Below are 13,596 nucleotides of genomic sequence, written 5' to 3' on the forward strand. Positions count from 1 at the left end.
AGAGAGCATCCTGAAGGCCACATCTGGAGACGAGGAGCGCGATCTCATGGACCATAGTGAATCGGTAAGTGGTGGAACAGGTATCGACGGTCCGGAGGTGGTCGATGTCGTCCTCGTCGGCGGGGGCATCATGTCCGCGACGCTGGGCGCATTGCTCGCCAGGGTGCAGCCGGACTGGTCGATCGTCATGCTCGAGCGGCTCGGCGAACTTGCGGGCGAAAGCTCGGGTCCGTGGAACAATGCCGGCACCGGCCATGCCGGGCTCTGCGAACTCAATTACATGCCTGATCCGGGAGATTCGGCGAAGGCAGAGGACATAGGACGGCAATTCCACCTTTCACGCCAATTCTGGGCCGCGTTGGTCGCGAGTGGTTATCTACCCGCTCCTGCGACGTTCATCAATCCGACGCCGCACATGGATGTCGTCTTCGGCGAGCACGATGTGGACTACCTGCGGAATCGATTTGCCACATTGGCGAGGTCGCCGCTGTTCTCGGCGATGCAGTACACCGAGGATCCTGCCGTGATCCGCCAATGGGCACCGCTGTTGATGGATGGACGCACCGACGCCGGGCCGATCGCCGCAACACGCTACGAGGGCGGCACCGACGTCGACTTCGGCGCCCTGACCCGCGCACTGACCCACACCATGACGGAGCGAGGCGCGCGCGTCCATCTGCGCCACGAGGTCACTGGGCTCGCTCGGGGAGTCGACGGTCTGTGGACCGTGACGGGCCGTAATCGCAACTACGGCAACCGCTTCAAGATCAGATCGAGGTTCGTCTTCGTCGGCGCCGGCGGATACGCCCTCAAGTTGCTGCAGAAGGCCAAGATTCCGGAGGCGCGCGGCTACGCGGTCTTCCCGCTCGGTGCGCAGTTTCTGCGCACCGACAACCCGGACGTTGTCGCGCGGCATGATGCGAAGGTGTACAGCCAAGCGTCGGTCGGTGCCCCACCGATGTCGGTGCCTCATCTCGACAAGCGTGTCGTCGACGGCAACGCGTCCCTGATGTTCGGGCCGTATGCCACGTTCAGCACCCGACTGCTCAAGCGGGGTCGTCTCGTCGACTTGTTCACCACCGTCCGGTTACGCAACATCGCGCCGCTTCTCGCGGTCGGTATCCAGAACTTGCCGCTCTTGCGCTATCTGATCGGTGAATTGTTGTCGTCACGAAAGCGAAAGTTCGCACAGCTCAAAAACTTCTACCCTCGTGCCGACCCTGCCGATTGGGAATTGTTCGATGCTGGTCAGCGCGCCCAGTTGATCAAGCCTCACCCTCACGAGATCGGCGTGCTGACCTTCGGGACCGAACTTGTCACCGGCGCGGATGGGACCATCGCCGGACTGCTCGGTGCCTCACCCGGTGCTTCGGTCGCTCCGTCCGTGATGGTCGATCTTCTCGCCACGTGTTTTCCTACCCACTACGAAGGATGGGAGCCGACGCTGCGGACACTCATGCCGGGTCTCGAAACCCCTGTGGACGCAGATCAGCATGCCGTCGATACCAACCGCGAGCGCGCCCGCGGAATCCCCGGCGTGGCATAACGATCCAGCCCTCGGCCAATGGCACCGGAGGAATCCCCGCCGATCGGCTCATTTCGTCGAATGTATTGGTGAGCCCATATGGTTTCAAGGTTGTGGTGCTGGGTGGGCGCCAATCTTTTCTGGCGACACGAGTTTGCGGAAGATCGCCGGGGAAGTCCGAGGTTCGCGACGTGCCACTCGAACCGTTCCTTTAGCCTGAATGCACCGGTGCACTGATTCAGTCGGCGTGAAATCCGTTGCGGAACACGGGGCGGGCCGTGAGCATGGATGATCACCGACCGAATCGGTCGGAATGCTCCACTGGGCCTTTCGCGTTGTCGGCGGGCAGGGTCGAGTGCGGTCAGGCGGTGATCGGCACATTTCTACCGAACATGCTCTCGAACAACGTCATTCACGGTTTCTCCCATGGCCATCCTGCCGGAAGATGCGAGGTCAGCTTGCGGGCGGAGTAGGCGATCCGGGTGTGGACGGAGATCAGTGTTCGGCGGATGGTTCCGGTGGTCGCTTTCACCAATGCTGGATCGCCGGTCAGTGTGGCGGCGGCGCGGGTGAGGTTGAAGGCCATTACCGAGCACACGAGCCAGGCGGCGTTGGCGCAGAAATGCGCTGATGGCATGCGTGCGAGGGCGGAGTTCTTCGGATCCGTGTGGACTTGTTCGATGATCGCGTGCGCGCGGTGGTTTCTGTCTGCGGTGACGGTGTCGATCTCGTCCGGGTCTGTGGTGGTTAAGAACGCGTGGAACCGCTACACGTCGAACAGGTGACGTTGTCCCTGGTCTGTGTGCGGTCGTAGGTCCGGGATGCAGCGGACGATCAACCGCCCGGGGACATGGTGCGTTTTCTTCTGGGAGGCGAAGGCGGTGAACGCGATCTCGGTGACTTCGGCGGTCGAGATCCACCGCTCGGACTCGTCGTCGTAGATCGCGTTGGTGTATCGGATCGGTGCCGCGGCATCGGCGGTGATCGTCGCGATGGCGGCCCGGATCACCGTGTTCAGCCCGGTGGTGATCGAGACGTCCGCGCCGCCGCGGATCGCGGCCCCGATCGTGGGGTAGCCGAAGTAGGCGGAATCGGTACGTACCAACGGCTTCGACAGTGTCGTCGAGGGTGTCGATGGTCCATCGGCATCAGTGTTCGTCGAGATGGCCGAGGTGCGGACTCGTTCGGCGACGGCAAGGGTGTCGGCGACCATCCGTGCCGCTCCACGAGCTGAGCCGCACAATCCTTTGCGGAGACGTTGTCCGGTGATCACCGGTGCCGCGGCGCTGGTACTGGTGATCAGGGAGTTTAGACCCCGGATTCCGGAGTATCCGTACCCGGATCCTTGCTTGCTGTGCCCGTGCACTTCGATGATCGAATCGTCGATGTCGATCATCGCCTGGCCGGTGTCGATTCCGGCGACTATCGGAGTGTTCTCGGCGAGGGCACACAGGAAACGTGAGGCGACGGCGTCGAGTTGTCGGACGTGCCCGAAGGTGAATGCACGCAGAAACGAACCCAGTGTCGAGGGCGCGTAGGGGCGGTCGAATAGCGTTGTCATCGCTCCGTGACGGAGGATCGCCATGTCGGCGATGCTGTCGGCTCCGGCGACCATCCCGGCCACCACCGATCCGATTTTTCGGCCGGCGTTCGCTCCTTTGTCGGTCGGCACCGTCAGATGTTGATCGGCCACTGTCAGCAGGCCGGATCGCTCCGCCAACTCCATGATCGGGACCAGTCCGGCAGTGGACGCGAGGTTCGGGTCGTCGAAGCGTGCGGCAGCGACAGGTCGGGTGTGAGATAGTTGCATCTGCGAGATGCCCTTCGTCGTGGTCGAATTGTTTCTGTGAGAAGTTCAATTCTTTCACCACGACAGGGCATTTCGCGTCTATGACTCGCGTTCAGCTGTCACTTGATCGGTGCATCCAGGCTTAACGAGATGCTGATTCGAGGAGGAATCCGAGGACGATCCGGTTGAATTCATGTGCCTGCTCGATCTGTGCCCAATGCCCGCAGCGTGCCATCACGTGAAGGCTTGCATTGGGCATCTGTGAGAAGGCGAATAGTCCACCGTCGTAGGGATTGATCAGGTCCTCGCGGCCCCAAAGTAGCAGGGTCTCATGGTGAATCCTATGCGCTTCGCGCCACAGCTCCATGGCGAACTTGCCCTCCGGGGATAGGAAGCTAACTCGCATTCGTTCAAACGACTCAGCGACGCCAGGGCGTTGAGATCGCTCGAAGCGATCATCGATCATGTCTTCGGTAACGAACTTGTCGTCGAACACCATCCCACGCATGAACGTAGCCAGCTTGTCACGGGTTGGTCCCGGTGCGGCATTGAAGTCGTACAGCCTGGTGTGACCAAGTGTCGGCTCAGGTGTGAAGAGTCTCGTCGTCATGCCGCCTGGCCCCATCAGTGCGAGACGATCGACACGGTCAGGGTGATTGAGCGACGCTCGGATGGAGACACCACCGCCGAGTGAATTTCCTACTAGATGTGCTTTGTCGATTCCGAGTTCGTCCATCAGACCGACAACGACGTCTGCGCTGTGTGTGAAGTAGTCACCCTCGAAGTCGATTCCGTCACTAGCGCCGAAACCGGGCTGATCGATAATGAGAGTGCGGAAGGATTTGGCAAATACCGGGAGATTGTCTTCGAAGTTTGCCCAACCGGATACCCCTGGGCCGGCGCCGTGGAGCAGGATGGCCACTGGGCCTTCGCCGGCCTCGTTGTAGTGGATGTGCATCCCATTCACGGTGGCTGTGCGGGAAGTCTTTTCGTATCCGAAAGGTTCGGCAGTCATCTCTAATCCCTTTGTAGTTCAATAATTTCGGATTGGCGGGAAACTCGGGTCAGATGTGCTGACCCGCGGCAGCGGTAAGTAGTTCAAGCTCGGTGGCCGTGCGGTCGAACTCGCCGACGATAGTGCCCTCGTGCATCATCAGGATCCGATCACAGAGTCCGGTGAGTTCTGGGAGTTCCGATGACACGAGCAGGATTGCCATGCCCTCCTTGGCCAATTCTTCTATCAGCGCGTAGATCTCACGTTTGGCGCCCACGTCGATACCACGGGTAGGTTCGTCGAGGAGTAGCAGTCGGGGGCGGTGCGAAAGCCATCGGCCGAGCACGATCTTCTGTTGGTTTCCGCCAGACAGTGCGTGCACGGCAATTGAGTCATCGGATGCTTTGAGTTTCATCCGCTGAAACATCATGTCGAGGATGTTGTTCTGAGCTTTGACATCGGCACGGGACCACAGTGGTCGTGCGCCATCCATGACCATGGTGGCGTTGGCGCGGACGGACTGGTCCAGCGCAACACCGCGGGCTCGACGGTCCTCGGGGACCAGGCCCATCCCAGCAGCGATAGCAGCACGCGGATGTCCGGGACGGACGGAATGCTCACCGATGCGCACAGTTCCTGTCCGTCCGTGTGAACCGTAGATCGCCTCGAGCACCTCAGATCTGCCGCTGCCCACCAGACCCCCGATACCCACCACCTCACCGGCACGAATCTCGAGGTCCAGGGAACCCGTGTTACCCGTAGGGTGCATCGATTGCATCGTGGCGACGACTGCACCCAGCGGAGACGCTGGCCGGCGGTAGCGATCGTCTACTGCCCGTCCCACCATCATTTCGATCAACTTGGCCTCGGTGGTATCGGCCACCTGGACCGTATCGACTATCCGGCCGTCGCGAAGGACCGTGACAGTATCGCAAATTGACATGATTTCGGGCAATCGATGGCTGATGAAGATCTGAGCCGCACCTTGCTCACGCAGCGTGCGCATGATCACGAACAGTCGATCCACGTAGTCCTCGGTGAGCGAGGCAGTGGTCTCGTCGAAACCGATTACGCTGCATTCCCAGGCAAGCACTCGGGCGACTTCGACCATATGCTTTTCGTCCTGAGAGAGCGTACTGACTATCCTCCGCGGATCGAGGTCGATCCCGGCGGCGACTAACACTCGGCGGGCGTCGTCCCTGAGTCGTCTCCAGGAGACCAACCCTCGGTACCCGGTACGACCGAGCGCAAGGTTCTCGGCGACGGAAAGTTCGTCACATAGATGTGGGTCCTGCATCACGACACCGACCCCGGCACGCAGACGCGACGTCGGGTCCAACGATGGGAGCACCATCCCGCTGACTTCAACTGAACCCTCGTCGGGGGAAATCTCCCCCGAAACCACCTTCATGGCAGTGCTTTTCCCAGATCCATTCTCGCCAATCAGTCCACGGACTTCTCCAGGACCGACGTCGAGTGTGAATCCAGAGAGCGCGACAGTGCCGCCGTACTGTTTGCGGATACCGTCGATATTCAGTCGTCCCGCCATTAGGAATTGCTCCTTATGCGCATGCGGTCGATCGCTACGGCTGCGATGAGCACAACGCCGGTGACCATGCCCTGCCAAAACATCTGTACATCAAGCAAATTGAGGGCATTCGCGAGTATCTGTACAAAGATGACGCCGACAAGAGTGCCGACGAAGGTGCTTCTGCCACCCATGAACGATGACCCGCCGAGCAGTACCGCAGCAATTACCTGTAATTCGATGCCGGTCCCGATACTCGGTGACGCGGCCTCGATGCGACCCGACATGACTATCGCCGCAACACCGATGAAAGCGCCGTTAAGTCCGAATGCGATCATCTGAATGCGCTCGACCGGAATTCCTGCAAGTCTTGCAGCGCCGGTGTTTCCGCCGACCGCAAGCAGGTTGCGACCGAACGTGGTGTATCGCATCAAGGCCATCGAACCGAGAAGCAGGATCACAGCCATGGCGACGGGAACGGATACCGGTCCGATGGAACCGTCGCCGAGCCAGGCAACGAAACTGAAGCCATCGCGATCGTGTAGTTGGACAGAGTTTCCGTCTGTCCGTAGCTGGGCGATAGACCGGAACACCGACATCGTTCCTAGCGTCACCACCATGAAGAACAGCTGAAACTTTGCAATCAGAAGGCCGTTTACCAGGCCGCCCAGAGCAGCCGAGACAATGACAACCGCGATCACGGCCAGTGGAACCGGCACACCGGCATCCATGAATCCGAGCATGATCACCGTGTTTAACGCCATCAGTGAACCCAGAGAGAGATCGATCATGCCGGTCGTGATGACAAACGTTGTTCCGATTGCAAGCAGCAGAGGTACAACGGCGCCGCGCATCACGTTGTTGAGATTCGCGTAGGTCAGAAAATAGTCGTCGTAGATTGCCATTGCAATGATCGTTACGATCACCAGAACGCCGATACCAGACCACGGCGGGGCATTGCGGAGTAATGTGCGTGCCCGTGAGCCCGAAGGATCGTTAAACGTTGGTGCACTGAGAGGTTCGGGCTTTGCGTCCCTGGTGGTCGTCATGATTGGCTCCGCTCGGGGGAAGGGTCAGTACTGTTCGCAGCGAGAATCGGAGGACGTAACCGACGCATTGACCTGCGTGTAGATCTGGTAGGGGACGGATTCGAACTCGACTTGCTGGCCGGCCTTGATCGCAGCTGCCTGCTCGGAGGCCTTGTAGGCCACGGCAAAGAGGTCGGCCCCGAAAGCCGCTGCTATATCGCCGTTCTTGACCGAAGTGATGGTGTCGGCGTCGCCATCTAATGAGGTGACAACCAGGTTCACGCTTTGGCTTCGGCCGGCAAGCGCTGCGCCGCGGCCCATCGCACCATTCTGGGCAAAGACAGCCTGCACATCTCGGTTCTTCGTGAGGAAGTCCTCCGTCTTCTTCTGTGCTTCCTCGGTGGTCAGCTTGTCCATATTGATTTCGCCGACGACTGTCAGTCCCGCAGCTTCTGCGGCTCTCTCAAAGTGTGCGGCGCGCTCATCGGCCATTTCCTGTCCAGGTGGTGGTGAGAGAATAAGGACCTTTGTTACACCGACATGGTCTTTGACAAGGTAGTCGACAACCATCTGGGGAACGCCGAGATCGTCGGGAGCAACGTGACTCGACGCATCGGTAGCGAACTGGCCTTCACTGTCGGGAGAAATCGGGTCGATAACCGCCATTCCGGCTTCCTGGGCCCGCGAGTAGCTCGACCTGAGAGCATTGGGATCGGTGGGAATCACGAAGATGCCATCGATCTTGCTGGAACGAGCAATAAGGCTGTCAATGTCGTTGAGTTGCTTGTTTACATCGCCATCGGCCGTTGTGACCACCGGTGCGTCCAGATCGTTCTTGTCCGCGTAGCACGTCAGACCAGCGATGAACTCGTCAACCGGTCCGCCTCCGGAAAACCCGTTCGCGAAGGACATCCGGGCAGCGCTGCTGTTGCTGGAGGCAGAACCGTTGCCGCACGCAGTCAACGAAAGCCCCACGGCGAGTACAACTGCACCACCAAGAATCATGCGTGCAGGTTGTGAAGACAAATAGGTATGCAAGGAATCTCCATGTGATGGAAGGGATGTCTCGAAATCGCCGGCACTGTACGTGATCGCAGACTGGCATCGTGGAGCCCGGATATCGTGGTGATTGGGGTGAGATGCAGGTCAGAGAAGTGAACCTTTTTCAGGGCCGATACCCATCAGGGCAAGTGCAGATACCTGGTATGCCAGGCCCGGGGTGTTCACCGCGTGGTTGAGTCCGGCGTGCGAGTCGCGCCAGAGTCGCTGCAATGGCTTGTCCGAGCGCAGCGCGTTACCGCCGGATCGAGCGAACAGTTGATCGACGGCCGCCACAGCACGCCAACTCGCCCGAATCTGGTCTCGACGGACTTGTGCGCGCATCGAGAGGGACGGCTCTCCGCCCTTCTCGAGCACGTCGTAGACTCGGTTGACGTTGTCGAGGACCTGCAGGCGGCTCGCCCGGATCTCCGAGGCTGCTTCGCCAATGCTGGGAAGGGTAAATGAATCCTGAGTTACCTTGGTGCCAAAGGCATTTGCGCGATCTCGCTGGTAGTCGATGGTGGCCGCCAGGGCGCCTTCGCAGATGCCAATCACGGTGGCGCTGACGGCATTGCCGAAAAGCGTGAACCACGGCATCGCGTATAGCGGGTTGTCGCCTTTTCCTACCTTGGCTGCAGCGGTGCCGTCGACGACGGTGGCGTATTCCAGTGCGCGGTGAGTGGGCACGAAGGCGTCCTTGACCACGATATCGTTGGAACCAGTTCCGCGTAGTCCCACGGTGTTCCACGATCCTTCGACGATGGCAAAGTCTCCGCGAGGAATCAGGAAGTGATGGTCGCTTCCCGGAATTGGCTGGTCGTTGTCGTCGAGGATGAGTCCACCGAGATGTACCCACTCTGCGTGGTCGCTTCCGGAGGAAAAAGTCCAATGACCGCTGAAAAGGAAGCCGCCGTCGACAGGTTTTGCTCGACCGAGGGCGACGTAGGGAGACGCGACCCATGCCTCGGGATCCTTCCCCCAAACTTCCTTCTGCGCTTGGGGATCCATAACACCGATCTCCCAAGGATGAAGACCGACGACGCCGCCGACCCAGCCTGTCGCCGAACATCCCAGCGCTCCGGCGGCCATGACTGCCTCGAGGTAATCTCCTGGATGCGCCTCGCCGCCGCCGTACTCTTGTGGCTGCAACATTCGGGTCAAGCCGGTTCCCTTCAGAAGCCTGACCGACTCGTCAGGGAGTCGCCCGAGTGTCTCTGCATCATCTGCGAGCGCAGCGATTCGATCTTTGATCTTTTCGATGTTCTGGATGACTGTGCTGTTCATGCTCGATCCTCACAGATTGGAATGAATGGAGCTGACCCGACTTTGAGTCAAATGGTCGGCAAAAATTTCAGTGCTCGGGGATGCCCAGCACCTCATGGCCCCACAAGTCGGGAAAGGGGATGTTGACCGAGGTCCACGTCTCCGGGTCTATCTCGATCGCGCCCGTGCCGATCTCAATGGGAAAGCCGGCCGGTGTGTGTAAGTAGAAGGAAAACATGTGGTCGTTCGCGTGCTGGCCGAGCGTTTCGAAGAATTCGCACCCGGACTCGGTCGCACGGGTTAGGGCTTTGCCCACATCTGGGAGGGACTTCATCTCGATCATCAAATGGATCAGGCCGCCCTTGACGAACCATGCGCTCTTGTCGCAACCGATAAGGGCGAGACTGTGGTGACGAGCGTTCGTGTGCAGGAAGTGGCCGGGGGTGCCGCCCATGTCTGCAAAGTCGGTTAGACCGAAACCCAATGTGCGACGGTAGAACCGATTGCTGTCTTCGAACGGCGTAGCGGCCAGGACCACATGTCCGAGCCCTTGGTCGCCGGTCTTGAATCCGGAGACACCCGCCGGCGACACGAAATCGTCCTTGGCGACCTGCATGCCCCAATAGAACTCCAGCACATAGCCCGCTGGGTCTATGACTCGAACTAGATCTTCCACGCCTCGCTGCGTTGCGAGATCTTCGATCCGTTCGTACGCGACACCGGCATCGTCAAGATCGGCGAGTAGGGCTTCGAATGCTACGTCATTTCGCAATTCCCATCCGATTGCCGAAACCTCGTCGACTTCAGCGCTTTCGACAATAATTCGTTGGCACCGTTCGTCTGTCCGTAGCCAGAGTGTGGACGTGTTGTCGCTAATTCCGACCATCAGACCCAGAATCTCGGTTCCGAAGCTTCGCCATTCGGCAAGGTTTGTGGAGCTGACTACGAGGTAGCCCAACGAGTGAATCTTCACGGAAAGTGTCCTCCAAGAAGGTGTTTGTCGAGGAAAATTGTGCCGGGGCGGCAGGGTTCAAGTCGCGGCAGAAGCCGAATGAGCGTCATCGAGTTGTTGGATGTCGCACCCTCGGGGGCGGTCAGGCTGGAGTCGACGCACCGACAGCGAGGAGTAATCGCTCGACCTCGGCGATCGAGGGTTCGAGGTCTGCAGCGCGCACCTGATCGGCCAGTTCGGTAAGTCCGAGGTGATCGAGCATGTGCGGCAACCGATTCCGGAGTCGTCCCAGAGTCCAACTGAGCGGATCGCCTTCCGCGAACTGATCAAATCGCACAACCACGTTGGCCTGGGCTGAATTATCAATGTAGTGATAGTGAGGTTCGTTGTCGAAGCAGTCGAACCGGAGGTGTTCCAAGCTGTCAGATGTGCTCTGAACATGAATGCAGACGCCGCCGTCGTCGATTCCGGTGTCGAAAGTTGCGTCGGGTCGTCCCCTGTCGACAGCATTGGTGTTGATGTCATGATCTGTCAGTCGTCGAGATTCGACCACGAAGGTGAGTGGACCTGACGGTACCTCGATGCAGAATTCGGGATCCATTGGGATGGGCATGACATCGTAGCTTCGGCCGAGCGAATATGCCTCGATACCACTGGGTTTCATCTTAACTCCGTTTCGCAGTCACCGGGCGCGCCGCGGGTGCTGATAGTGATGTGCAGATCTGCTGAGACGCGTAGCGAGCAGCGTCTGATTCAGGGGAGTGCGCAGGTGCGGAACGCAGAATGCGACACCGGTCGCGAGCTCTCCGCCTATGTTAGCTCTCGATTGGAATTCCATCAACTGTTTGACTGGGTATGCTGATCTCTTCTAGTTACGTTGGCGTGTAACGCATGTCGGTAGATTCTGGGAGATATCTGTCATCGCAATTCGTAGCGTTTCCAGTTCGGATCGCAGCTCTTCGACCTCGTTACTCGGGCGGTTTGCTTCGGACTTGGACGCAGGCCGTATTCGGCTCGTCCGTTGTCGGACGGCGGTGCCAGGCGCGTCTGTTTGTGTCGAAGTTCCGCATCCATCCAGCCACATCGACGTCAGACTGTCAGCGAGGCGTGGAATTTCGGCTATCGGTATGGGGTGGCGCCCACGTACAAACGCGAACGTCAATTCGCGAAGCGCTTGCTGCATCTCGAATGAGTCGATGTCTGAACGTAACTCGCCGCCATCTACCCCAGATTCGATGACTGACGCCCAAGCGTCGTGCGTCCTACCCGCTTCCGCGGCAATCTGCTCGTACTGTGGAAAAGTAGGAAGTCTCGTGAGTTCACTCCGGTAGATCTCCGTCGCGTACGGGTGGGCGCTGGAGACCTCGAGAGAAATCTGCAGAATGCCCCGAATTCTCTCTCGGGTAGACATTTTTCCTGTGATCACTCGCGCATAGCCCAAATTGAGATCGGCCAGGAATTGAAGCAGAATTTCGGTGGCGATTGCATGTTTGGACGCGAAGTGGTAGTAAAGGCTACCTGAGTTCAGTTCGACTGCGTCGGCGATCTCTCGGACCGTTGTGGCGGCGACGCCCTGCTCGCAGAAGAGTCGCGCAGCGTTGGCCAGTATCCGATCCCTACGTTTGGTATCGGTCATGGGATTGGCCCTCCTTGCCTAGATGCGGACAAATCTCTGACAACCTATGGGTCGGATCAGTTGGTGGACAGCGTGTCACGTTCAATTATCGACTGGTGGGCGAGCGTGCGAATGTCAGCCTTCGCGAGTTTCCCGCCCGACGCGCGCGGGAGTTCGTCCACGACCAGCAGGTGCTCGGGATACAGCTCCTTCGAGACCCCACGCGCGGATAGGTGAGCCACAAGTTCGGGGAGTGTCACTGTGTGACCGGGGCGCAGGCTTACTACCGCACACACTCGTTCGCCGAAGACTGGATCCGGAACAGCAACCACTCCGGCCAGATCGATCGCGGCGTGCGTCTCGACCTCTTGCTCGACCTGAGGTGCCGAAATATTTTTACCACCGCGAATTATTATGTCGGACATCCGCCCAACGGGTGTAAGGAAGTCATCCTCGATCGTGACCAGATCGCCCATGAGCATCCACCCGTCTTGGGTGTATAGCTGGTCGTTGGCCAGGTCGTCTTCGTAATAGCCTGCGCAGGTGAGTGGTCCACGGCCGCCGGGCTGGCCGGGTCCGCCCGTTGCGGTGACGTCCCGGCCATCCGGATCGAACAGACGTACCTCCATCTCGGGGATAACTCGGCCGGCGGTGCCTAACCGGTGTTCGCGGGTGTCATCGAGGCTCGTGACACTGAAGGCGCCACTCTCGTTTGAGCCGAAGAACTGCAGAACACGTGCGCCGGTACGATCTTCGAACTCGGCCGCCCGGTCGGCTGGAACAGATTCCCCACCCGTGAACATCACTCGTAGCGAAGACAAGTCGGCCTCTGCGGCCAGCGGCGAGTTCAACAACATCCGAAACTGTGTGCTGACACAGCACAAGACGGTGACGCGCTCCCGCTCAATCATGTCAATCATGGTTTCCACATTGAATTTCGGGAGTATCACTGTAGGCGCACCCAGGATGGTCGGTGCGTAATGTGAGGTCCACAGGCCGAATCCGAACGGTGCAGGCACTGCTCCGAAGAACACTTCGTCGTCGCCGAGCACCGCCGCAGAAGCTGCCAGCCTACTGAACGCGATCCACCGATTATCGAATTGAGTTACGCACTTGGGCAGACCGGTTGTCCCGGACGTGGAGTTGAGCATGCTCAGATCATTCGGGCCGTAGCTGCGGCCGTCGACCTCGCTGCGGTGTGCGCGACCCGGCGCGATCGACACCGGATTGCGGCCTCGAACATCAGAGACGTGGTCGACGCCGGACTCGGCGAGCACAACGTGGAGATCCAGGATTGCGCCCAGATCTGTTACAGCACAAACCATGTCCTCCGACACGCGACCATCTAACACGTCAATGGTGACCAGTATTCGTGCTCCCGTTGTGCGCAGCAGATGTGCTACTTCACGGTCACCGGCACGAGCTCCGATCCCGACCGCAATGACGCCCGCTCTGGCCGCTGCGATCAGGGCGGCATGGACGAGAAAGTTGTCGGGTAGTTGTATCGCCACACGTGCGCCCGTTGGAATATCGAGCGCGACCAGGGTAGCCGCGATGTCATCAGCAACGGAATTGTATGTGGCCCAACTTGTTCTGGAATGTGGGGTAACGAATGCGTCTAGTTTCGGTGTGATCTCTGCGCGTTCGCGAACCAATTCATGAAGCGCATCGGTGCCCCACCAACCGGACTCCACATATCGCTGTGCAGTCGCGGGATCGATCAAAGTCATGAGGGGTCTCCTTGTTCGGGATGGTGCTGCCGCGCGAATATGCGTACCGAACTTCGGGGCGGCATGTGCTGGATCTCCGTCCAGCATTGCGCGTGTCGATAGTCAGCTCAGCAAACGTCGTGACGTTGCGA

The 13,596-nt window shown here is 59.4% G+C and carries 10 protein-coding genes and 1 pseudogene; 1 reads left to right on the forward strand and 10 read right to left on the reverse strand.

What is annotated here, in order from left to right; translation table 11 throughout:
* The first annotated feature begins 46 nt into the window (after window positions 1-46).
* Window positions 47-1,546 (forward strand): malate dehydrogenase (quinone), encoded by a 1,500-nt coding sequence (gene mqo, locus ACFRFQ_RS01415; RefSeq protein WP_378652203.1) that lies wholly within the window; start codon window positions 47-49, stop codon window positions 1,544-1,546.
* Window positions 1,547-1,937: 391 nt separating this feature from the next.
* Here mqo and ACFRFQ_RS01420 read toward each other — a convergent pair.
* From ACFRFQ_RS01420 to ACFRFQ_RS01465, 10 genes and pseudogenes are all read right to left on the reverse strand, one after another.
* A pseudogene (locus ACFRFQ_RS01420) lies at window positions 1,938-3,335 on the reverse strand (IS1380 family transposase).
* Window positions 3,336-3,456: 121 nt separating this feature from the next.
* A complete protein-coding gene (locus tag ACFRFQ_RS01425) occupies window positions 3,457-4,329 on the reverse strand; it encodes an alpha/beta fold hydrolase (RefSeq protein WP_378652205.1) in 873 nt (290 codons plus the stop codon).
* A gap of 49 nt (window positions 4,330-4,378) precedes the next feature.
* Window positions 4,379-5,857, reverse strand: coding sequence for a sugar ABC transporter ATP-binding protein (locus ACFRFQ_RS01430; protein ID WP_378652207.1), 1,479 nt, complete (start codon window positions 5,855-5,857; stop codon window positions 4,379-4,381).
* On the reverse strand, window positions 5,857-6,885 hold the full coding sequence (locus ACFRFQ_RS01435; RefSeq protein ID WP_378652210.1) for an ABC transporter permease: 1,029 nt from the start codon (window positions 6,883-6,885) through the stop codon (window positions 5,857-5,859). The genes ACFRFQ_RS01430 and ACFRFQ_RS01435 overlap by 1 nt, the downstream gene beginning before the upstream one ends.
* 24 nt (window positions 6,886-6,909) lie before the next feature.
* On the reverse strand, window positions 6,910-7,869 hold the full coding sequence (locus ACFRFQ_RS01440; RefSeq protein ID WP_378652212.1) for a sugar ABC transporter substrate-binding protein: 960 nt from the start codon (window positions 7,867-7,869) through the stop codon (window positions 6,910-6,912).
* A gap of 141 nt (window positions 7,870-8,010) precedes the next feature.
* A complete protein-coding gene (locus tag ACFRFQ_RS01445; protein WP_378652215.1) occupies window positions 8,011-9,189 on the reverse strand; it encodes an acyl-CoA dehydrogenase family protein in 1,179 nt (392 codons plus the stop codon).
* Window positions 9,190-9,256: 67 nt separating this feature from the next.
* Window positions 9,257-10,141 (reverse strand): VOC family protein, encoded by an 885-nt coding sequence (locus ACFRFQ_RS01450; RefSeq protein ID WP_378652217.1) that lies wholly within the window; start codon window positions 10,139-10,141, stop codon window positions 9,257-9,259.
* 121 nt (window positions 10,142-10,262) lie between these two features.
* Window positions 10,263-10,784, reverse strand: a complete 522-nt coding sequence (locus tag ACFRFQ_RS01455; protein ID WP_378652219.1) for a hypothetical protein — start codon at window positions 10,782-10,784, stop codon at window positions 10,263-10,265.
* 204 nt (window positions 10,785-10,988) lie between these two features.
* Window positions 10,989-11,756 (reverse strand): TetR/AcrR family transcriptional regulator, encoded by a 768-nt coding sequence (locus tag ACFRFQ_RS01460; RefSeq protein WP_378652221.1) that lies wholly within the window; start codon window positions 11,754-11,756, stop codon window positions 10,989-10,991.
* Between the two features lie 56 nt (window positions 11,757-11,812).
* Window positions 11,813-13,465, reverse strand: coding sequence for a class I adenylate-forming enzyme family protein (locus tag ACFRFQ_RS01465; protein ID WP_378652223.1), 1,653 nt, complete (start codon window positions 13,463-13,465; stop codon window positions 11,813-11,815).
* Window positions 13,466-13,596: the final 131 nt, after the last annotated feature.

This window comes from Rhodococcus sp. NPDC056743 (assembly GCF_042790355.1).
GTDB lineage: Bacteria > Actinomycetota > Actinomycetes > Mycobacteriales > Mycobacteriaceae > Rhodococcus_F.